We start from the raw sequence: 22,636 nt of genomic DNA on the forward strand, positions 1-22,636 counted from the left end.
GCGATGAAAACTATAACTCAATATGCTTAAACAAAAAGTTGGGAGAGACGCATATTCTAGGACAAGCAATGCTTGACCAGCCACCATGTTATAGGCCAAATTAAGAGTGTGTATTCCCCTCTAACGCTTATTTAAGTAAGAGCTCTACAGACACATTACTTTTATAAAAACTGATACACATACAATCAATCTAATATCAAATTTAGCCGTATTATCTTCATTGATAAAGATGGAATTGCTTACTGGCTAGTGATGTGAAAAGGTTGATCATGGTAACAAATAGCTAGACTGTCATCCTAACTCCCCAAACACATGTTTGCGCTATTGTGAGCAATGATACAGCAAGCCATTTATAGGATTTAGTCGTGATTTGTCAGAACGTGGGCAAAATCGAGTATGAGCGCCTATCCGTTACTGGTTGAGGATACCACCCCTTATATTAGGCGCTAGCGGTTTATATTGCGGTTAATGCTGTCGCCTATCGTGAGTGGGATGTGCCTGCGCATATCATTGAGTTAAGCCATAACCACGATAAACCGAGAACCACAGCCCTAAGTTTACTGTTGCAAGCATTGCACAATCTGTTGTGGTGTTCACTTAAGCAGCTGACGCTGCTGGTTAGGTTCGATAATGACATTTAGCCCAGTGGCATGATCGAGCTGCATTTTATATTACTTGTCCTGAACATTTTCTCAATATTGAGTGATTTAATTGTATCTAAGTCATTTATTCATTTGTTGGGGGGCGCTCCGCAAGCACAATCATTCTTACAATGATTGTTGTGTAAGCGACATTGATGAGGGCTTTGTGGCACGAACTTGCGACAAAAACTTCTTGGTGATGATTTATTCTTGTTTTTATTCAATGACTTATGGTTTTTATTCCAGTTGGCTCGGTATTCGCAATAGTTACTGCGGGAACCGTTTATCAAGCTAAAGGAAGAAAATATTATGGCTATTCGTCAATGTGCAATTTACGGAAAAGGTGGTATTGGTAAATCAACTACTACCCAAAACTTAGTAGGTGCTTTAGCAGAAGCTGGCAAGAAAGTAATGATTATCGGCTGTGATCCTAAAGCGGATTCAACCCGCCTTATTTTACATGCAAAAGCGCAAAACACCATTATGGAAATGGCTGCTGATGCGGGTTCTGTAGAAGATATCGAATTAGAAGATGTACTTAAAGTCGGTTACGGCGGTGTTCGTTGTGTTGAGTCTGGCGGTCCTGAGCCAGGTGTAGGTTGTGCGGGTCGTGGTGTGATTACTGCGATTAACTTCTTAGAAGAAGAAGGCGCCTATGAAGAAGATCTCGATTTCGTATTCTACGACGTATTGGGTGACGTGGTTTGTGGTGGTTTCGCTATGCCTATTCGCGAAAACAAAGCGCAAGAAATCTACATCGTGGTATCGGGTGAGATGATGGCGATGTATGCCGCAAACAACATCTCTAAAGGGATTTGTAAATATGCTGCCACCGGTAGTGTTCGTTTAGCGGGTCTGATTTGTAACTCACGTAAATGTGACCGTGAAGATGAACTGATTGAAGCGCTTGCGGCCAAAATTGGTACTCAAATGATCCATTTCGTACCGCGTGACAACGTTGTACAACAAGCTGAAATTCGTCGTATGACCGTGATTGAGTACAACCCTAAATGTAATCAAGCCGATGAATATCGCGCCCTCGCCAATAAAATCATCAACAACGAGTTATTTGTCGTTCCGACTCCTGTGACTATGGATGAGTTAGAAGAGTTGCTTATGGAATTCGGCATCATGGACGCAGAAGACGAGTCGATCATTGGTCAAGTTGCTGAAGAAGTGACCGCCTAATCATTCACCAACCAAGTGATCTTATTGATGCTATAGGAGGCAGCAATGTCTAACAATAAAGCAGAAACTCAAGCGCTGATTGATGAAGTGCTAGAAGTTTATCCAGAAAAAGCCAAAGCGGATCGTAAAAAGCACCTCGATGCCAACGACAGTGGAACGGGTAGTTGTATTACCGCTAACCGTAAGTCGTTGCCAGGGGTGATGACCGCGCGGGGCTGTGCTTACGCGGGTTCGAAAGGGGTTGTGTGGGGACCAATTAAAGATATGGTGCATATCTCTCATGGTCCTGTGGGGTGTGGCCAATACTCACGCGCTGGCCGTCGTAACTATTATACCGGTTATACCGGGGTAAACAGCTTCGGCACCATGAACTTTACCTCTGATTTCCAAGAGCGCGACATTGTGTTTGGGGGCGATAAAAAACTTGCCACCATGATCGACGAAGTGGAAATGTTGTTTCCATTAGCGAGCGGGATTTCTATTCAATCAGAATGTCCTGTCGGGCTGATCGGTGATGATATCGAAGCGGTTGCTAAAACCAAAGGTGCAGAAATCGGTAAAACCATCGTGCCAGTGCGTTGTGAAGGTTTCCGTGGGGTGAGTCAGTCGCTGGGTCACCACATCGCCAACGATACTTTACGAGATTACGTCTTGGATAAGTCGGAAGGTAAAGAAGTCGCGACCACCGATTACGATGTGGCCATCATTGGTGATTACAACATTGGTGGTGATGCCTGGTCTTCACGGATCTTATTGGAAGAAATTGGTTTACGGGTCGTGGCGCAGTGGTCGGGTGACGGTACCTTACCAGAGCTTGAAAATACCCCTTCGGTGAAGCTTAACCTAGTTCACTGTTATCGTTCGATGAACTACATCTGTCGCCACATGGAAGAAAAATACGGTGTGCCATGGATGGAATACAACTTATTTGGTCCCACTAAGTGTGAAGAATCCTTACGCGCTATTGCGGCCAAGTTCGATGAGAAAATTCAGGCCAAGGCTGAAGAAGTGATTGCTGGTTACAAAGCGCAATGGCAAGCCGTTGTCGACAAGTATCGTCCTCGCTTGGAAGGCAAGAAAGTCATGTTATATGTGGGTGGGTTGCGTCCGCGTCACGTGATTGGTGCCTATGAAGATTTAGGTATGGAAATTGTTGGTGCGGGTTATGAATTTGGTCATAACGATGATTACAGCAAAACCGTCCCTGAAGTGAAAGATGCCACCTTGATTTACGATGACGTAACAGGTTACGAGTTAGAAGCATTTGCCGACAAACTGAAACCCGATCTGATTGGTGCCGGTGTGAAAGAAAAATACATCTTCCAAAAAATGGGGATCCCATTCCGTCAAATGCACAGCTGGGATTATTCCGGTCCTTATCATGGCTTCGATGGGTTTGCCATCTTCGCCCGCGACATGGACATGACGCTGAACAACCCTTGCTGGAATAAGTTAACGCCACCATGGAAGGCGGATAAGACAGAAAATCAAGCAGCTGCTTAAGCGCAGTCTAGTTTGCTTAGCAAGGTCAGGATGAGTGCAACCGCACTTGAGTGTTTAACTCAATCCGTTAGTTCACAGATGAGTGGCGCGGAAGGAGATATAAAATGAGTCAATCAGTAGACGATATCAAAGCTGGCTACCCGCTGTTTCAGCAGCCAGAATATCAAGACATGATGGCGCGCAAACGTGCCGATCATGAAGAAGGCGTGAGTGACGAGAAGATCAAAGAAGTCTTTGAGTGGACCACCACCGAAGCGTACCAAGAGCTTAACTTTTCACGCAAAACCTTAACCATCGATCCCGCAAAGGCCTGCCAACCACTTGGTTCGGTATTATGTGCCTTGGGTTTCGAAAAAACCCTCCCTTATGTACATGGTTCGCAAGGATGTGTGGCTTATTTCCGCACTTACTTTAACCGTCACTTTAAAGAGCCAGTGGCTTGTGTGTCAGATTCGATGACCGAAGATGCAGCGGTATTTGGCGGCCAAAAAAATATGTACGACGGTCTTCAAAACTCCTTGGCATTGTACAAGCCAGAGGTGATTGCTGTTTCTACTACCTGTATGGCGGAAGTTATTGGTGATGACTTGAATGCCTTCATTGGTAATGCCAAGAAAGAGGGTTACATCCCAGAAGACTTGCCAACCCCATTTGCCCATACACCGAGTTTTGTGGGCAGTCATGTCACCGGTTGGGATGGCATGTTTGAGGGCTTTGCCAAGTATTTCACGGGCAAAAACATGGACGATAAGGTGGTCGCTAGTAATGGCAAAATCAACCTTATTCCCGGCTTTGAAACCTACTTAGGAAACTACCGAGTCATCCATAGCATGCTGCAGCAGATGGATGTTAATTACAGTCTATTGAGTGATCCTTCGGAAGTACTCGATACGCCAGCTGATGGCGAATATCGTATGTACGCAGGCGGTACACCGCTGGCTGAGCTAGAAGATGCACCAAACGCGATTACCACCATTTTGCTGCAACCCGATCAGTTGGTAAAAACCAAGAAGTTTGTGGAAGGCGTTTGGAAGCATGAAGTGCCTACGCTCAATATTCCAATGGGCTTAGATTGGACCGATGAATTCTTAATGAAGATTTCTGAACTCACTGGCAAAGCGATCCCTGAATCACTGGCGACCCAGCGTGGCCGTTTAGTAGACATGATGACAGACTCGCATACTTGGCTACATGGCGTAAGCTTCTCTATCTATGGCGACCCAGATTACTTAATGGGTTTAACTAAATTCCTGATGGAATTGGGCTGTGAAATTAAACACATCTTATGTAATAACGCCGCTAAACGCTGGCGTAAGAAGATGGAAGCCTTGATTGCGCAATCGCCAACTACGGCCAATGCTGAAATTCACGTCGGTAAAGATCTATGGCATTTCCGTTCATTGGTGTTCACTAATAAACCTGACTTTATGATTGGTAACTCATACGCCAAATTCATCCAACGCGATACCAAAGCCAAGGGTGAAGAGTTTGAAGTACCCCTGATTCGACTGGGTTTCCCTATTTTTGATCGCCACCATCTGCATCGTAACACCACTTTAGGCTACGAAGGCGGCATGTATATGCTGACCACGCTGGTCAACGAAGTGTTGGCAAAACTCGATGAAGACACTTCAGAGCTGGGTAAAACAGACTACGGTTTCGATCTGGTTCGTTAAACCTCGTTATCTGTATGAAGCAATGGCCGGTGCACTGCTCCGGCCATCTTAAGGAATCTAAGTATGCCAAATCTTATTATTAGCCGTGAAGCTTCCGGTGCGCTGCAGGCTTATATCGCCAAGAAAGACCTGGAACTGCCCATTCAAAATTTACAGTTTGAGCAAAGCGACCAGTGGGGCGGAGAAATCGAACTCAGTGATGGGAGTAAATATTACATTGAACCCGTTAATCCTGAGCCTACCTTGCCTAAAACCTTTCGTGCCCGTCGAGCCTAATGTTTAGTTTTATCATCAGGAGATAGTTATGAGCGTTTCAATGAGTGACCAGTTAGCCTTAAGGTTAGCCATGGCGTCGAAAGCGATGCCTGATATCGAATTAAAACAATTTGTCGATATCTTGGTGAAACACTGTGGTGAGCCGCTGACCGAGAAAAAGCTTCGTGCTTTAAGTCCCAAGGCTTTACGCGAAGTACTTCAGTCTTCAAGCGCTCATCTTGAACGCGGTCAAGTGAATCAAGTACATGCCATTTTTAGTTCGACTCAGATCAGTGCTATGCAACCACCTGAAGTGCCTGTGAGTCGCGAACTATCGGGATCGGTGCTGCAATTAGCCGTGAGCTCGAACAATTTGGAAGATATAGACGGCCATTTTGGCTCGTGCTTGCGATTTCTGATTTATCAGGTGAACTCACAGGGCTATCAATTAGTCGATGTGCGCCCTGTGGTGGAAAATAAAACTGGGGACGAACGGACCAGCTATTTGATCGAACTAATTGGTGATTGCCAATTGCTCGCGACCCTATCGATTGGTGGGCCTGCGGCGGCACGAGTTAGTCGTGCCGACATTTTGCCGCTGAAACAATTAACCCCGCAGCCCAGCCAGATTATTTTAGAGCGTTTGCAAGAGGTGATGCAGGCCCCTCCACGATGGTTACAACGCTTGCTCGATAAACAACAAGCAATACCTACAGAGGACTGTTTATGCACACTGTAACAAACAAAGACATGAAACAATGCGGCTGTAAGGGTGAAGCGCACGACCATCAACCCGAACATCAGCATGAGTGTCAGTGCCAGCAAGAAGGGGGAGAGCATACAGCCGAACATCAATGTGGTTGTACTTCAGATCAAGGCGAAACCCAATTTGAAGCGCTGGATATGGCGATGCTCGGTAATTTAGTTCATCGCCTCGCGGACCCAGCCACTTTTGAGCAAAAGTTGAGTTGTTTTACCAAGCATCATCCTGGCGTTCGGGTGATCGTGTGTAGTGAGGACGACATGGCAGAACGTGAATCGTTTCTGGCCTGCGAACACTTTGACATATTTTTAATGGCTAACGGTATGGGCTGCGCCCGTATTACCGACAGTATTGAACTGGCCATCGGTGTAATTATTGCGATGCACGAAGAGTAGACCCAAGTATGTGATAATTTTATTGCAAAGGTGTGGCTTCTATTTGAGCAATGCGGCATTTCGAGAAAATTTGTCGATTCGCGATTCTCAGTGGTTGATATTCAACAATGATTCACAGCCGCCTTGAGTGAGTGGTGCGCTTGTTTTTACTTAATTATACCTATGTAGCGGAAGTTATTGTTTACTATAAAAATATTAGCTTATTGACATCAAGCCACCAAATAGGTGGCTTGGATTCTAACCGTTTCCTACTTCATCGCTTAGAGACGTTCTATGGAATAAATTGCGCCGGAATCTTTCATTAATTTGAGTTGTTTGATGTCGAAGGATAAAGGTTCATCATCATAGTAAGAATCAGCTAAAGCCTTATTCTCTTCGATGTCTTTACGCGCACCAGCGGCCTTGTTGTAGGCAATTTGGCTCACTTGAAACTGAATTTTGTTTTCTGAAACCTGTTTGATCCGGATCAGCCCGTATTTGTATTTGCTGTCTGCTTGGGGAAATATTTTTGTGAAATTAACAATATATATATCGTTAATCGCGGGTTGCTCGATATAAGCCACTTCTTGAAGGCTATTTTGCTGTAAGGAGTAACTTAGCGTTAAGGCCAAACAGGCAATGATAATCAGCCCGGAAAACATCGGTAGAGTGTTTTTTAGATTATAAACAGTCTTCTTGATTTGCTTCGCTAAGTCGCTTGGTAATTCTTTGCCGATGAGTGTTTTTTTGCAATGAGTACATTCGATACCAACCTTTTTGGAGGTAACAAATGTGGGGATCCAATATAGGTGAAAGTATCGAAGTAAGCCGAAAGTAATAAACTGTTCATTTTCACAACTTGGGCACTGGAGTCCTTCTATGACCTGCCCTGATATGGATTTACCCTTTGAGCCAAAAAATATCATTCCTTTCTCCGTTTTTGCTTCAGTTGTTATTACTTTGTGGTTGCTTATGACGACAAAGTCATCAGCTGATCACGATTTCAGCATTAAATAATAGTTTACTTATTAAACGTCTGTCGTTATTCAAAATCAAGAATAAATATCTAATTTAAAGCGGCATATGAATAGCGAATAACTTGGTGAATTTTGGTTTAACTTAAATCTGTATTTATCGCTACGTTTTTGTGACTGATACCGTACATAGTTTTTACAGCTGCCATGCAAAAGCCAATACGAGTCACTCAGTATGAGAGCGATAAAACATCTGGCTCAAGACGTTTCAACTTTTCGCTTGAAGTCATATTGAACGGTATTGACTTGGTTTACGCTCGTCTTTTGGCAAAATTAATAGGTTTTTCTGTGGCACAAACACCGACCTAAAATCAGTCATGGCGAATAAGATCTATTTATCTGTTTGTAATCATCGGTGAAAATACATTCAGTACGAAGTATTGTGCCGCTTGGGAACACTTTATACAGAAACAAGAATGTGTACATAACGCTATGATAACATTGTATTTTATTCGGTTTTAATTACGCCGTTATCAAACTGAATACTTGAAGTTCGTCACAAAAATGTTTAGAGTACATAATAAATATGAATGATTTAGTTTCATACAAAATCAAGGATGTAATTAATGCGAAGCATACTAGAAGTGAAAAGCTTGTATAAAGTGTTCGGTGAAACACCCGAACTCGCTTTTCCTCTAATAGACAAAGGTCTCGATAAAGATCAAATATTCGAGAAAACAGGACTCACCGTTGGTGTGAAAGATGTTTCACTAAGTATTCAAGAAGGTGAAATTTTCGTCATCATGGGCCTATCGGGTTCAGGAAAGTCCACCCTTGTGCGTCTGCTAAATCGATTGATTGAGCCTACTCGAGGTAGCGTATTACTGAATGGAAGAGATATCGCTAAAATATCCGAAGCAGAATTAAGGGAAGTTCGTCGACAAAACGTTTCTATGGTGTTCCAAAATTTTGCGCTGATGCCACATATGTCAGTGATTGAGAACGCAGCCTTTGGTTTGGAACTGGCAGGTATTGAACTCAATCAACGCAATGCCAGTGCGAAAGCCGCCTTGGATAGGGTTGGCTTAGATGCCTACTGTGACTCATATCCAGATGAACTTTCTGGTGGTATGAAGCAGCGTGTTGGTCTTGCAAGGGCTCTGGCGAACGACCCAGATATTTTGTTGATGGACGAGGCTTTTTCCGCTCTCGACCCGCTGATCCGCACCGAAATGCAAGATGAGTTAATCCGCTTACAAAATGATGATAAACGAACGATTGTATTTATCTCTCATGACCTCGATGAAGCCATGCGTATTGGTGATCGAATTGCTATTATGCAAGATGGGATCGTCGTTCAAGTGGGAACTCCTGATGAGATCTTACAAAAGCCAGCTAACGATTATGTGCGGTCATTTTTCCGTGGGGTAAATACGGCGACTATTTTCACAGCCAAAGATATCGCACTTAAAAATCCTGCGGCAGTATTTAAGAAGCATGATAATGACGGTCCGGCGACCGCAATTCAATTGCTGGTAGATAATGATCGAGAGTTTGGCATCGTCGTTGACCGGGCCAACAAATTCTCGGGTATTGTCTCCTTAGATTCACTAAAGGCTGCCAAGAAAGATAATGCATCTTTAAGCAGCGCTTTACTTCCTGACACCATCACTATTGACCCAGAACTATCCGTTAGCGAGCTGATTGGCCCAGTTGCTCAAGTTCCTTATTCGGTGCCAGTTGTCGACCAACATGGTAAGTATTTTGGCGTGATTACTAAATCACGACTGTTAAAAGTATTAGATAGAGAATAGACATGACAACGGAAACAACGCCTGCGACAGAGATAGTAGACCCTTGGGCGACCGCAACTTCAGCGCCGGTTGCCGATCCTTGGGCAACCGCCACGCCTGTAACATCTGCTGCTGATCCTTGGTCCAGTGGTGCCGCAGACACCGCCAGTGCAGCCAATGATTGGCTAACGACCAATGCTGCACCAGAGTCATTTGATTGGCTTCATCCTTTTAAGGAAGCAGTTATTCCTTTCGATCACTGGGTCGAAACCGCTTTAAACTGGTTAGTCGCCCATGGTCGGCCGTTATTTCAAGCCATTCGGGTCCCAATTGACATTATTCTACAATCTTTTGAAACGACCCTAGTGTCAACACCAGCACCGATAATGCTGTTTATCTTATTTTTGATTTCTTGGCAGTTAGCTGGGCGCAAAATGGGCATTGCATCTTTGCTGTCACTGACCATTATTGGTTTAATTGGCGCATGGTCTGAAGCCATGGTGACCTTGGCATTGGTGCTAACCTCAGTATTTTTCTGCTTATTAATTGGGCTCCCCATGGGGATTTGGCTGGCGCGAAGTCAGCGGGCTGCACGCATTATTCGACCTATGCTAGATGCCATGCAAACAACCCCCGCTTTTGTTTATTTAGTCCCCATTGTGATGTTATTTGGTATTGGTAATGTGCCCGGTGTGGTGGTGACGATTATTTTTGCCTTACCACCAATTGTTCGGCTCACTATTTTAGGGATCCAGCAGGTTCCAGAGGAGCTTATTGAAGCGGGACACGCCTTTGGCGCAAGTTCGAAGCAAATGCTTTATCGGATTCAACTTCCTTTAGCGATGCCCACGATTATGGCCGGAGTCAATCAAACCTTAATGCTGTCTTTATCGATGGTGGTTATTGCGTCGATGATCGCTGTGGGTGGCCTTGGTCAAATGGTACTGCGTGGTATTGGCCGTTTAGATATGGGGATGGCCTCGGTTGGCGGTCTCGGTATCGTTATTTTAGCTATTTTACTCGATCGGCTGACTCAAACCATTGGTGTTGAATCGCGTGATCAGAAATCACGCTGGTATCACAGTGGCCCAGCAGCTTTTATTCACTCTATCTATCGTAAAGTTAAATCCTAATTAGACTTGAAACTCAAGGAGAGAAATATGAATACAACATGGAAAAGCTTGCTTACTGCAACGACCATGCTTACGGCGACACTTTCAACTACGGTCTTAGCCGAAAAACTTCCAGGTGAAGGTATTACGGTTCAACCCGTTCAGTCAACTGTGGCAGAAGAGACATTTCAGACTCTGATTGTAAATAAGGCGATGGAAGCTTTAGGTTACACCGTGAGTCCAACTAAAGAAGTGGACTATAACGTTGCTTATACTTCAATTGCTGAAGGTGATGCAACGTATCTAACCGTTGGCTGGTTTCCATTGCATGCCGATAAATATGCAAAAGCGGGCGCTGATAAAAAATTCTTTCGCTCGGGCGAGTATATTTCTGGTGCCGCTCAAGGTTACTTAATCGACAAAAAGACCGCGACTAAATACGGTATTACCAATATTGCTCAATTAAAAGATCCAAAAATCGCTAAGTTATTTGATGCTAATGGTGATGGCAAAGCTGACTTAACGGGCTGCAACCCTGGTTGGGGATGTGAAGGTGTGATTGAACATCAACTTTCCGCTTTCGGCTTAGAAAATACAGTTACGCATAACCAAGGTAATTACTCAGCGATCATTGCCGATACTATTTCTCGTTATAAAAATGGCGGTTCGATCTTGTATTACACCTGGACCCCTTATTGGGTGAGCGGTGTATTGGTCCCAGGTAAAGATGTCGTTTGGTTGGAAGTCCCGTTCTCGTCGCTCCCTGGCGAACGAACAGATGTTGATACCACTTTACCGAACGGTAAGAATTATGGTTTCCAAATGAACTCAATGAATATTGTTGCGAATAAAAAGTTTGCCGCAGAAAACCCAGCCGCAGAGAAGCTATTTTCTATCATAAAACTGAACATTAACGATGTTAGTGCTCAAAACATGATGATGAGTCAAGGGAAAAACAAAAGTAAGGATATTGAAGCCCACGCAAATGGATGGATTAAAGCCCATCAAAAACAATTTGATGCTTGGATAGCGGAAGCGAAAGCCGCTCTCGTGAAATAAGCAACGCTGGTTTTAGTTATCGGTGAACTCTAAAAGTTCTGAGAATTTGACGCTTAAAAGGGTCACAGGCTCAGAACTTTTTTATTGGAAACTAAACACGCATTGGACAGAAAGGTGACTTGTACCATATCGAGCTAAGTTAATTATTGCTGAGTTTACTATTTTATAATTTCTAGATATGCGTATTCATGAGCGATGCTGAACGCCACTAATACCAGTAGTCCTGACATGGATCGATTAAATATTTTGAAGTAAACCGGATTATTTAGCTTTTTTCCAAGTTGCATGCCGATGATCGAGTAGCTAGTCGGCGCGCCAAAAGCAAGCATCGATAAACCCACAGACCAAAGAATCATACTCATTCCATAAATATCTTCTGCCGGGAACTGAATGGTTGCGATAGGCAGCGTTGCAACTAATCCTTTGGGGTTTAATAGTTGTATAAGAAAACCATCCCAAAATGACAAGGTTTTTTTATCATTGGACGAGGGCTTAATATCCACACTCGTTTTCATGATCTTCCATGCGACATATAAAATGTAGCAGCACCCCAATAAACTGAGGTAAGGTAATAAGACAGGGTTTACCAAGGTCGCACCAAGCAAGCCAAGGCTAATAAAAAGTAGTAACATCGCGAACGCCACACCAGCAAAGAAGCCGATGTGACCACGAGTGTTTCTATTGATACCGCTATGCATGCCTAGTAGATTGACTGGCCCAGGCGAGTACATAATACTAAAAGCATAGATTAGAATGCTTAACATATTGAAACCTCGAATAAATTTATGCAGAAAGTTGGCGTTGGAAGGTTTTTGGCGTCATTCCATATACACGTTTAAAATGGCGGATCAGATGACTGCTATCGGCAAATCCAGCCATGAAAGCCGCTTCATTTAGTGATTGTCCTGACTCGATAATTTTTCGCGCAACATTGACTCGGCAGCTCAATACGTACTGGTGAGGTGTAATCCCAAATTGCTGACGAAATAGCCGAATAAAGTGAAATTTAGACATGTTGGCGGCCATGGCTATATCGTCAATTGATAAATCTTGCGCGAGGCTGGCCAAAATATAATCCTTTGCCCTAAGCAGCAATTTATCGCTTGGTTTATTATTTGGTTTCTCAATGCTTAAAACCCCAGACATTGATACCAGTGATTGTGCAATTCGAAATAAGCAAGATTCAAACTCGATTTTTGAATAGTGGGCTTGGTCGATGATGGATGAAAATTGGAGGATCTGGTGGCGAAGCATCCGGTTTTCGATCAAGGGTTGCTCAAACCTTGGGATCGAATGTTGTGGGTAACCGAGGGCTCGGAATAAGGGATGAAGTTCCTTTGGATGAATATAAAGCATTACATACTTAAGATGTTGCTCTCCTCCGGAATGTCCGTCATGAACTTGTTCAGGGTTGAACAGCAACACTCCACCCTGAGGACTCTTGTGATAAGCATTTTGGCAGAAAAAATCTTGGCGGCCCTGTAAAGTCACACCCAAAGAATATTCTTCATGGGCATGTTTAGAATAGGAAAAATCACTCATGGTGGCATTTAGCGCGGTGATATTTTTCCAGCTGCTGCTATTGATGAACTGGAATTGATTCTCTTGCGCCATTGGCTTGCCCTTCTCGATTACTCTCCGTTGATCTTGAATATCAGTATAGGGAGACTTGCGGCGAAAAGATTGAACAAAATTGCGAAACTAAGTGCTGAATATTTACGGCATTAGCTTTGTATTTATACCAATGTCACTCATTATCTGCTCATTCTTGTTGGCCTAAATCAGCGCTGACTGTGTCGTGAATCTTATCATTGAGCCTTTAGTTAACGCATTTTATGCTTGGTTATCGGCAGATTTATTCGGCACCATTAGTTTGCAAGATTGGTTTTGCCTGAAAATAACCAAATGGTGATGGTTCGAATTGCGATAAGTTGAGCTTATAGAATCAGACGAGTGATGATCAGCTTTAAATGTGTGAAGGGGTCATATGGCGGGACATGTTGAATGATAATTCCGTTCTGATTTATGTTTACTCCTTTAAATATTAATATTTATCAGTTGCTTAAGAGAAGGATAAAGAGTCTAATTTATCTTTAATAAAGCGTGTACTGCTTGTTACCCCAATGGAGAAAAACTGAGAATGAGCGATGTCATCAATAGTAATTTGTTTTTAGTAAAAGAGCATGTCGGCTTATTCAAAGCTGCCAATAACTTCGATATTTATGACCCTTCTACCGGGGACGTAATCATGCAGTGTAGAGAACCTTCTTTAGGTTTTTTTACCAAGATGCTGCGGTTTACTGACTATAAACGAATGACACCGTTCGACATTCAAATAACCACACCTGATGGGCAGCGCATCGTTCGCCTTCAGCGGGGGATTTCACTGTTTTTATCAAAAGTTACCGTGAGTGATCAAAATAACCAAACGATTGGTGGTTTTGCGCAGAAGTTTTTTTCAATTGGTGGGAAGTTTGATGTGCTTGATAAGCATGATCAAATGATCTGTCAACTGGAAGGAAAATGGACGGGGTGGGATTTCTACTTTAAAAAAGATGGGAAAGAGTTTGCTCACGTCTCTAAGAAATGGGCCGGATTAGGTAAAGAACTATTTACCAGTGCGGATAACTATATTCTTGAAATATCAAATGATGTACCAGAGAACGATGATGTTCGAAAACTCATTTTAGCCGCGGTGATGTGTATTGATATGGTTTTGAAGGAGTAGACGACCGTCCATCAACTGATAGAAGGGCGATGATTGCCTGCGCACTAGCGCTATGTTTCTTCCGGGACTTGGTGCGCTGATCGTTATTTTTTTGAGATAGGTTTTCACAATAAATGGTTAGCGGTAGGGTGAGAGCGTGAGTGTTCGTATTGCAGGTGATCTTAATATAATGGTTTGGATCTGAACTGAACTAATACGGCGTCTGGCGCTCTATGCCTTATGACAACATTGCTAGGTTATAAATATAAAACTGTCAGCAAAATTTTTGATAATAATGCGATTATTGCTAGTAGTTTGATATGAGGAAAGGAAGATCGATATGAGTAAATTTAGCTTTTTTCGTTGTATATGGTTTTTTCTTTTGTGTACTCAATCATACCTTTATATTTAGCAGGAGGGGCTTTTATATTTCTAACTTTTATGTTTAGGTCATATATGCTCTTTGATTTTAAAACCTTTTATCATTTTTATCAAAAAGAAACGAGTATATATGCGTTTGTAAATGTTGTATTTAGTTCATTTTCATTTTTTATTATCTTTTCTCTTTCATATTGGTTTTTGTATGTGGTTAGTCCAGGGGATGTTGTACATGTCATAAAAAACCACAGAACGAGTGTGGCTTTAATCAGAATATAGGTGATTTAGAGGTCGGCATTCCATGTAGACGTATAAAAGATGCAAGATATATTGAAATTAAAAAATTTACCGGTGGGTATCTTTTAAAGATTATTTAGGCTGCAGTGGTCAAAGGATTTAAATTCAAATAAAAAGGTAGCTTGAATAGCTACCTTTTTAAATCAGACTTTGTTTTAGCTAAGGGGTAATTAAACAACCATCGCTACTGTCTGAATTGGTATAAACAATATCACCCACCGGATTGTAGTCTGAGGCGACAATACTGCCCTGTTTTTTGAAGAAATCGTATAACACATCGGCGTCAACATAACCGGTTTGCTGTGGTTCTATCACTGGGTAACCATCACCGCCAGCGGCGCTGAAACTCGGCACGGTTAAGGTGTAGTTATTGCTTGCACTGAATGTTTTACCGTTAATCTCATTAATGTTTACGGTTTGAGCCGTGCAATCAACACTCATTTTAACGCCTGTGATTTGAGCATAACCACCAGAGCCGATTTGGATGCTAGCGACTGGGCCTAAGTAGTCAGTGATTTGTTGACCGGTCATGGTACTGAGCGTTACGGTATTACCGAAGGGTTGCACGGTAAGCACGTCGCGATAACTTATTTCACCTGCCGCAATGGAGGCTCGAACACCACCAGAATTCATTACGCCAATATCTGCGACAACTTTACTACGTTGAGCTTCGGCAACTAGGCGGCCTAAGTTAGTTTGTTTATAACGCACGTTGCTGCGTTCGCCATCGAGTAAGCCATCACTTGTGGCTATCACTTCCCCAAGTTTTTCTTGTCCTTGCTCTTGGTAGTAAGACAGAAGTTGCTCTAAGGCCGCATCGGGCTCGATTTTTTCTCCAGCAAGTACTTCGGCTCCGGTTTCGTTACCTTGTGCATCAGTTTCTTTTTTCAATAGGTTCACTGGGATTAATTTGTAGCTAGATAAATGCAGTTCATGATTAAAGTATTCAAAGTCGGCGCGACCGACGTACTTGCCCCATTCATAGGCTTGCATGATGTAGGTGCCGTTTTGTTTATCGGGCACACAGTCGTCTCCGGGCTTGAAGTCGGCGTAAGCACTGCCTTCCATACACACCGGATTTTGTGAGTGACCACCAATAATGGCTTGTAACGCACCGGTTTCTAGATAGTTAGCAAGCGTTACATCTCCCGGGGCGTTGCTGCCGTGAAGGCTTCTTGCGTAGTGGCCCATATGAGTTGATGCCAAAATGACATCAGCGGTTTTTGCCGCTTGAATTTCTTTAATGACCTTGGCAGCTTCTACTTTAGGATCGGTAAATGTGAGTTCTGAAATAAACTCAGGATTGCCAATTTTTACTGTGTCTTCAGTGGTTAATCCAATCACTGCGACTTTAAGACCGTTTACATCGAAAATCTTGTAGGGGTCAAAATAACGAGTCCCATCGGCTTTATAGATGTTAGCGGCGAGCATTGGAAAGTTGGCGATGGAGCGTTGTGAATCGAGGATCTCCAAAGGATTATCGAACTCGTGGTTACCGACTGCCATCGCGTCATAGCCAATTTGATTCATCCCGATGAAATCAGGTACAGCATCTTGTAAATCTGATTCGGGGACGCCAGTGTTAATGTCTCCTCCAGATAGCAACAGTGTCTCTCCGCCATTTGCTTCTACTTCGGCACGGATCTGATCCACCAAGGTTTTACGTGCTGCCATTCCGTATTCATTTTTACTGTTTTTCCAAAAACGGCCGTGATGGTCATTGGTATGCAAAATGGTAAATCGGGTACAAGCATCGCCTGCTTCAGCGCAGCTGTTTGCCTTTGCGATAGCGGCGTCATTATCACTATTATTACATCCTGCTAGTGAAGCTAAAATTGCGCTAGCCACTAGTCCTTTAGTTAATGCGTTTGACATCAAGTTGGATCCTTACTCTATTGTTGTTTGTTAGGTGTGCTTGTATTTTTAGACAAAAGCTCACGACCGCTGCAGTTACGAACGGTTTTAAACACCTTAATCCACTTAGTTTACAAATACATGTCAGTCCATAACTTTATACTGGCCTTGGTTTCTGCCGCAAAACTGATGCGGGGCTTTTTGCTGGTGTTCAGGGTGCTTTTTTATCTCTCGAAGCATGTGTTTTGATGGCTTAAACCGTGCTTTCAATGATGTTATTAGAGTGATTGTGATTTTTGTAAAATATTTGTCAAATGAAGGGGATGACTTTCTCTCTAGGCTCATTTAGGCTTGCCTGAATAATAAAGGGCGCTTTTCCTCGGCTGTCGGCGTATATGCAACTTCGCTTTTGCCTGAATTGGCGTCATAATCCCGACGATGCGCTATTGTCATTGTTTAATTGAAGGCGAATAAATGGAACAAGCTAAAGTAGATAAGAGCTTAATCGGTGTGGGCTCTGCAACCCTAAGTGTATGGGCTGGTGAGCAATCGGGTCACCCCTATGGCGCGACGCAAACGCCTATCGTGGCCAGTGCGGCGCATGCCTATTCTGATATTGATCAATGGTATGAGGTGGCGCTAGGTCAACAACCGGGTTTTATCTACAGTCGTATGAGTAATCCAACGGTTGCGGTTTTGGAAGCGAAGCTTAGTGTTTTAGAGCAGGCCGAAGCGGCGGTGGCATTTAGCAGTGGCATGGGGGTGATCAGCAGTGTGCTGTATACGTTTTTGAGTCATGGAAAGCGGGTTGTATCGACTAAAGACAGTTATGGCGGGACTAATAAAATTTTTGAAGAATTTTTGCCGCGTATGGGCGTTGATGTGTGCCTGTGTGACACTTTGGATCATCAGCAAATTGAAGCTCAGATTGCTCAAGGTTGTGATCTCTTGTATTTAGAAACACCCACCAATCCAAGCTTAAAAATATTGGATATTAAACGTTTAGTTGCCGCAGCTAAAAAAGTTGGTGCCTTAGTGGTGGCCGATAATACCTTCGCGACGCCCATCAACCAAAATCCGCTCTCTCTGGGGGTTGATGTGGTGGTACATAGTGCGACCAAATATTTGAGTGGTCATGGTGATGTGATGGGCGGAATTGCCTGTGGTTCTAAGGTCTTGATGGAGCAAGTGCGACATTATCGTGAGATTAATGGTGCTGCGCTCGATCCCTTTGCTGCGTATTTGATTATTCGTGGGATCAAAACACTAGCCTTACGTTTTCGCCAGCAACAGGCGAGTGCTAAAGCCATGGCAGATTTTTTGCTGACACAAACCTTGGTTGAATCGGTCAATTATCCTGGTCTTGAGCAACATCCAAACCACCTAATCGCCAAGCAACAGATGCGGGGTTTTGGGGCAATAGTGAGTTTTGTGCTGAAAGGTGGAATGGATGCCGTGAAGCTACTATTACCAAAGTTGAAGTATGCCCACTGCGCTGGAAATTTGGGCGCTGTAGAGACAATTTATGGGCCGGCACGTACCACAAGTCATGTAGAAAATACTTTAGAGGAGCGTCAAGCGCTGGGTATTTCTGAAGGATTAGTCCGCATTTCTGTCGGGATTGAAGATACCGACGATCTGCTGGCTGATCTAAAACAAGCACTGGCTGCGACAGCAACCGAATTAGAAAATAAATAATTTATCAATGCAAACAACACCATTTAGTTCAAGGATATACATGAATCCCTTTGTTAAAAACACATTTGCGGGCATTGCCTTTGCAAGTTTGTCACTGATGCATACCACAGCCTCTGCTGCGGAGCCTACCATTGAAACTATTCTGTCCAACGGCGAGTTAAAGGTCTGCTTTGAAGCTGGCTATATTCCCTTCGAGATGAAGAGTAAAGATGGCCGTTATATCGGTTTTGATATTGATATTGCCAAGCTCATGGCGCGTGCTATGAAAGTAAATTTTGTCCCCGTAAATACCGCATGGGATGGTATTATTCCAGCTCTGCAAACGGGCAAGTGTGACATCATTATTGGCGGCATTGCTATCACTCCTGAACGTAATCTCAAGGTTATGTTTTCCAATACCTACATTGAAATTGGTCAAACAGTCTTGTTATCACCAAAGTTGAAAGATAGCGTGAAAAGTTACCGTGATTTAAATGATCCGAAATACACAGTGGTTTCACAAGTCGGCACTACCGGTGCGATTGCGGCGAAGAAGTACCTACCAAAAGCCAATATTGATTTGTTTGAAACTTCGGCGGATGCCGTGTTGCAGGTGAGTAATGGCAAAGCGGATGCGTTTGTATACGACTTACCTTACAACGCTCTATACGCTTCGCAACACCAAGATAAGGTTTATCACTTAGATAGTTCCTTCACCTATGAACCCTTGGGTTGGGCAATTCGTAAACATGACTACCATTTTCTGAATTTCTTAAATAATTATCTTGTTCAAATTAAAAAAGATGGTTCTTACCAGCGGATTTATGACAAGTGGTTTAAGTCGGACGCTTGGCTTAGCAGCATTCAGTAGCCTTCGTTAGGGGGAATGCTTCTTGATAAAAAAGAGCCAGTTTTCGCTGGCTTTTTTTAGGTAACGACTCTCGAGCTTGGTGTCGCGGTATTGATTGGTACCGCAACTCAAGGCTACTAGCTTGTATCTGCGAGTTTGATTCTCGCGGTCACTCTCGTTCGCACAAGCATTATCTCTGGTACCTCATAGGCAATGGTCAGAGTCTTGCTATTGGCGACTCAGTTCATAAAGACGTTGTGCTTGTCGTGTCGCTTCGCTACTCACCTGTCTAAATTCGTCGGCATCACTAACATTTTGATTTGAGATTTCGCGGATCCGTTCTGCAAGCATCTCTACGTTATCAGTGACCTTCGATTGCTCGTTGGTGGCCACGGCAATGTTGTTGGCGCGCTCTTTAATATCATTAAAGGCGCTGACAATTTGCTCGTATTGGCTACGGGTGGTGGTAGAGCGTTGATTCACCGTTTCAGAGTACCCGCGACATTCTTCTATCACCGTAATGCCTTGTTGTGAGGCTTGTTGCAGTTGATTGATCATGGTTTCTATTTCGCCTGCTGATTGCTGGGTTTTTTGGGCGAGAGTTCGTACTTCATCGGCAACCACGGCAAAACCACGTCCAGAATCACCAGCGCGAGCCGCCTCAATCGCGGCATTCAGTGCTAGCAAATTGGTTTGCTCAGAAATACTCATGATGACATCCAATACCTTACTGACCGACTGCGAGTCTTGTGAAAGTTTCTCTATAACAGTGACCGATTCCGCCAATTTATCAAATAGTAAGGAAATGGATTCTGAGTTTTGCTCGATTACGGTAAAGCCTTGATTCACTCGGTCGGAAGAGTCGGTGGTGATCTCCGCCACTGACGCTACATCCTGTGATACCGATGAGGCCGTTGCAGACATCTCATTAATCGCGGTAGCAAGAGTATTATTTTCATCCATTAGTTGTTGCGCTCGCTGTTGGCTTGCCTCGCTCAGGCCATCCATTGAGCTTGCATTATTCTTTACGTTTTCGGCTTCTTGCTTCACACGTTTGAGGATGCCGAGTAAATGATCGCCGTAGTCATTAATCGCTTGCGCTAACTCACTCATCTCATCTTTGCCGTTGATCTTGAGTTTTGTATCGAGCCGACCTTGAATTAATGAGCGAACTTGGTTGGTGGTTAAATTAATGTTGGTAATTAAGCGCTTAGCTGACACCAGTAAGGCAATAATAAACACAAGGATCAAGCCTGCAAAGGCAAGATAGAGGGTGGTGGTTAATGAGCGCATATCTTTTAGTGCCACTTGAGCGGGTAAGATTACCGCCGCAGTCCAGCCTTGATCGGGTAGGGTAAAGCGCACTAGCATCGATGCGTCATTACGAACCACGCCTTGTTTAAACTCAACCATATCCTTATTGTTCGCTTGCAGAGCCGCCGCTAAAGGGGCTAGAGAAGCGTCTTGCTGGCTTAAATCATTTAAGCTGAGCATCGTAATATTTTGTTTACGTAATAAGGGCAGTGAAACAATTTGCCCAGTTTGATCGACAATTAGACTGTAGGTTCCGGTTTCATTGTTTTCAGTGATTAAGCTTTGTTCAATATTAGCTAATTCCACATCGATGGTAGCCACCCCCCAAAATTGGCCATCACGTTGAATCTTGACCGAACAGGTGACCATTGACTCATTGGATACTGGATCAACATGGCTCTTCACCGAATGTAGTGGAAACACTTTCAACAAACATTAATGAGCGAGATAATAAGTAAACGTTCATGAATACCTCGCGACCATGCAAGACACGACGCTTTATCAATCTATTCTTGGATTAACTCATCCTTGGGCTGTTTCATCTGTTGAACTCAATGAGTCAACCCAAACCATCACCGTACGCGTTGACTATGACCGAGGTTCATTAACGGCTTGCCCCTCTTGCGGTAAGGCTGTTCGTCGACACGATACTCGGCGGCGGGTTTGGCGACATTTAGATACCTGTCAGTTTGAAACACGTATTGAGGCTGAAGTACCTAGGGCTGATTGCCCCGAGCATGGGGTACAAACACTTCAAGTGCCTTGGGCCACGAGTAAGAGCCGCTACACAGAGCTGTTTGAGGCTCGCGTTATAGAGATGCTTAAAGTCAGTTCATTATACGCGGTGAGTAAAACCTATCGGCTTAGCTGGGGAGCCATTGACCGGATGATGACTCGGGCCGTTCAACGTGGTCTGACAGCCAGAACCACCATCAACTACCAAGACCTGTTGGTCGATGAAACGGCATTTAAGAAAGGCCATGACTATGTCACGGTATTATCCAATCGTGATGGTCAGGTGATATCGGTTGAAGACGGTCGAACAGGCCTGAGCTTATCTGCTTGCTTTAAGGCATTGCCCCCTGAGTCAACAATGGTTACACGTTCCATATCGATGGACATGAGCAGAGCATATATAAACGCAGCATATGACTACTTCGGTGAGCGGGCTAAGCAAATGATAGCCATAGACCATTTTCATATCGCAAAGGTCCTCACTAAAGCGGTTAATGAAGTGAGAAAAAGCGAACTCATGGCGTTGCCCCAGCATTTAAAAAGAGAGTGCCACCAAACACGGTATGGATGGTTAAAACGAAACAGCCACCTACATGGGACATTGAGAGAAAGAGTGAGTGCGCTGGCCAAAATGATGCAAAACACAGGCTTGAGCTGGATATTTAAAGAGCAAGCAAGAGCCATTTGGTATGGCGATGCAGCTAACGCCAAAGCGGCTTGGAATGATTGGTTAGCACTCATAAAGGTCAGTCAAATCAGGCCGATGATGACAGCAGCAGAAACCGTGAAAACGCACTTAAAGGGCATCATCAATGCGATGCGTTATAAGGTATCAAATGGCTTAGCGGAAGCGATAAATGGAAACATTCAGCGCCTAAAAATACGTTCGATGGGTTTTAGAAATAAAGAACGCTTTAAGCGAGCTATTTTATTTCACTTTGGAGGGCTTGATATGACTTTCCACCAAGAACGGTGAAGAGCCATCAACATACACTTCAGACCAAACACATTGCCCTTGTGTGGCTTGTTTGGCATTGGTGTACCATGATTCCTGCTGGTATGGACTGCTATTTGGCTTATTATAGTCATCTAGGAGGGAGAGCTGGTTTGGCCCTGTTTTGGCCCAAAATAACGAAGCCTTTTGGCTATCTGGGTTAAATTTATTGGGTTCAGGCCAAATGCCACCGCCCACAACGCCTTCACCGCTCTTAATGAGTGGTTCAATGTGGGTAATAAATGTCGCTTTCTCTAGTGGAAGGCCCCCAGCTAGAGCGGCTAAGTTTCGGGTAAGAACGGCGTTTTCGCTGAGATCTTCGGCAATCGCTTTGCCGATGACCTTGGCTTGGAATGTCGCCGTGGTTACGGCTTGGTTCTTAATGACTGGTATAACGACGGTTTGCACGATAGTAAATAACAAAAGTAATGATGCAATCAGCAAAATAGCGCTACTGATATAAAACTTATGTTTAATGGACATGGCGGATAC

At 43.7% G+C, this 22,636-nt stretch carries 19 protein-coding genes; 13 read left to right on the top strand and 6 right to left on the bottom strand.

From position 1 onward, the window contains the following. The first annotated feature begins 950 nt into the window (after positions 1–950). From nifH to ACRRS1_RS10185, 6 genes are all read left to right on the top strand, one after another. Entirely contained in the window at positions 951–1,829 is an 879-nt protein-coding gene (nifH, locus tag ACRRS1_RS10160) for a nitrogenase iron protein (RefSeq protein WP_432463287.1), read from the top strand. A 45-nt stretch (positions 1,830–1,874) separates the two neighbouring features. Further along, complete coding sequence (gene nifD / locus ACRRS1_RS10165) at positions 1,875–3,332, top strand: nitrogenase molybdenum-iron protein alpha chain (protein ID WP_432453303.1); 1,458 nt, start codon at positions 1,875–1,877, stop codon at positions 3,330–3,332. A gap of 104 nt (positions 3,333–3,436) precedes the next feature. Then, positions 3,437–5,008, top strand: a complete 1,572-nt coding sequence (gene nifK / locus ACRRS1_RS10170) for a nitrogenase molybdenum-iron protein subunit beta (protein ID WP_432453302.1) — start codon at positions 3,437–3,439, stop codon at positions 5,006–5,008. Between the two features lie 63 nt (positions 5,009–5,071). After that, positions 5,072–5,284 carry a putative nitrogen fixation protein NifT gene (gene nifT / locus ACRRS1_RS10175; RefSeq protein WP_432453301.1) on the top strand — a complete coding sequence of 71 codons (213 nt, stop codon included), beginning with the start codon at positions 5,072–5,074 and terminating at the stop codon, positions 5,282–5,284. 28 nt (positions 5,285–5,312) lie between these two features. After that, on the top strand, positions 5,313–6,002 hold the full coding sequence (locus ACRRS1_RS10180; RefSeq protein ID WP_432459304.1) for a NifB/NifX family molybdenum-iron cluster-binding protein: 690 nt from the start codon (positions 5,313–5,315) through the stop codon (positions 6,000–6,002). After that, on the top strand, positions 5,990–6,421 hold the full coding sequence (locus ACRRS1_RS10185) for a hypothetical protein (protein WP_432467872.1): 432 nt from the start codon (positions 5,990–5,992) through the stop codon (positions 6,419–6,421). The genes ACRRS1_RS10180 and ACRRS1_RS10185 overlap by 13 nt, the downstream gene beginning before the upstream one ends. 260 nt (positions 6,422–6,681) lie before the next feature. Here the strand turns inward: ACRRS1_RS10185 and ACRRS1_RS10190 are convergent, their stop codons facing one another. After that, complete coding sequence (locus ACRRS1_RS10190) at positions 6,682–7,326, bottom strand: hypothetical protein (RefSeq protein WP_432467871.1); 645 nt, start codon at positions 7,324–7,326, stop codon at positions 6,682–6,684. A 674-nt stretch (positions 7,327–8,000) separates the two neighbouring features. Between ACRRS1_RS10190 and proV the strand changes: the two genes are divergently transcribed. The 3 genes from proV to proX are packed head-to-tail and all read left to right on the top strand — an operon-like array spanning position 8,001 to position 11,338. Next, a complete protein-coding gene (gene proV / locus ACRRS1_RS10195; RefSeq protein ID WP_432453291.1) occupies positions 8,001–9,188 on the top strand; it encodes a glycine betaine/L-proline ABC transporter ATP-binding protein ProV in 1,188 nt (395 codons plus the stop codon). A 2-nt stretch (positions 9,189–9,190) separates the two neighbouring features. Further along, positions 9,191–10,300, top strand: a complete 1,110-nt coding sequence (gene proW / locus ACRRS1_RS10200; protein WP_432467870.1) for a glycine betaine/L-proline ABC transporter permease ProW — start codon at positions 9,191–9,193, stop codon at positions 10,298–10,300. Positions 10,301–10,327: 27 nt separating this feature from the next. Continuing rightward, positions 10,328–11,338, top strand: a complete 1,011-nt coding sequence (gene proX / locus ACRRS1_RS10205) for a glycine betaine/L-proline ABC transporter substrate-binding protein ProX (protein WP_432453289.1) — start codon at positions 10,328–10,330, stop codon at positions 11,336–11,338. Positions 11,339–11,496: 158 nt separating this feature from the next. Here the strand turns inward: proX and ACRRS1_RS10210 are convergent, their stop codons facing one another. Both ACRRS1_RS10210 and ACRRS1_RS10215 read right to left on the bottom strand, forming a co-directional pair. Then, complete coding sequence (locus tag ACRRS1_RS10210) at positions 11,497–12,102, bottom strand: LysE family translocator (RefSeq protein WP_432463283.1); 606 nt, start codon at positions 12,100–12,102, stop codon at positions 11,497–11,499. Between the two features lie 19 nt (positions 12,103–12,121). Continuing rightward, on the bottom strand, positions 12,122–12,952 hold the full coding sequence (locus tag ACRRS1_RS10215) for an AraC family transcriptional regulator (protein ID WP_432459310.1): 831 nt from the start codon (positions 12,950–12,952) through the stop codon (positions 12,122–12,124). A 526-nt stretch (positions 12,953–13,478) separates the two neighbouring features. On the opposite strand from ACRRS1_RS10215, the gene ACRRS1_RS10220 reads away from it, so the two are divergent. Next, positions 13,479–14,066: a phospholipid scramblase-related protein gene (locus tag ACRRS1_RS10220; RefSeq protein ID WP_432453285.1), complete on the top strand. Its 588-nt coding sequence runs from the start codon at positions 13,479–13,481 to the stop codon at positions 14,064–14,066. An 813-nt stretch (positions 14,067–14,879) separates the two neighbouring features. On the opposite strand, the gene ushA is transcribed toward ACRRS1_RS10220, so the two are convergent. Continuing rightward, the gene (gene ushA, locus ACRRS1_RS10225; RefSeq protein WP_432453284.1) at positions 14,880–16,595 is read right to left on the bottom strand and encodes a bifunctional UDP-sugar hydrolase/5'-nucleotidase UshA; all 1,716 of its coding nucleotides are present in this window, start codon (positions 16,593–16,595) and stop codon (positions 14,880–14,882) included. A gap of 453 nt (positions 16,596–17,048) precedes the next feature. Here ushA and ACRRS1_RS10230 point away from each other — a divergent pair, with 453 nt between their 5' ends. Next, positions 17,049–18,272 carry a cystathionine gamma-synthase family protein gene (locus tag ACRRS1_RS10230; protein WP_432467869.1) on the top strand — a complete coding sequence of 408 codons (1,224 nt, stop codon included), beginning with the start codon at positions 17,049–17,051 and terminating at the stop codon, positions 18,270–18,272. 40 nt (positions 18,273–18,312) lie between these two features. Further along, complete coding sequence (locus tag ACRRS1_RS10235) at positions 18,313–19,122, top strand: transporter substrate-binding domain-containing protein (protein ID WP_432453282.1); 810 nt, start codon at positions 18,313–18,315, stop codon at positions 19,120–19,122. Between the two features lie 207 nt (positions 19,123–19,329). Here the strand turns inward: ACRRS1_RS10235 and ACRRS1_RS10240 are convergent, their stop codons facing one another. After that, the gene (locus ACRRS1_RS10240; RefSeq protein ID WP_432467868.1) at positions 19,330–20,838 is read right to left on the bottom strand and encodes a methyl-accepting chemotaxis protein; all 1,509 of its coding nucleotides are present in this window, start codon (positions 20,836–20,838) and stop codon (positions 19,330–19,332) included. Between the two features lie 58 nt (positions 20,839–20,896). Here ACRRS1_RS10240 and ACRRS1_RS10245 point away from each other — a divergent pair, with 58 nt between their 5' ends. Next, on the top strand, positions 20,897–22,126 hold the full coding sequence (locus ACRRS1_RS10245) for an ISL3 family transposase (RefSeq protein ID WP_432467308.1): 1,230 nt from the start codon (positions 20,897–20,899) through the stop codon (positions 22,124–22,126). Here ACRRS1_RS10245 and ACRRS1_RS10250 read toward each other — a convergent pair. Further along, positions 22,079–22,627, bottom strand: coding sequence for a PDC sensor domain-containing protein (locus ACRRS1_RS10250; RefSeq protein ID WP_432467867.1), 549 nt, complete (start codon positions 22,625–22,627; stop codon positions 22,079–22,081). The two genes, ACRRS1_RS10245 and ACRRS1_RS10250, sit on opposite strands and share 48 nt — an antisense overlap. Between the last annotated feature and the right edge of the window lie 9 nt (positions 22,628–22,636).

The organism is Agarivorans sp. Z349TD_8 (genome assembly GCF_050870825.2).
Classification (GTDB): Bacteria; Pseudomonadota; Gammaproteobacteria; order Enterobacterales; family Celerinatantimonadaceae; genus Agarivorans.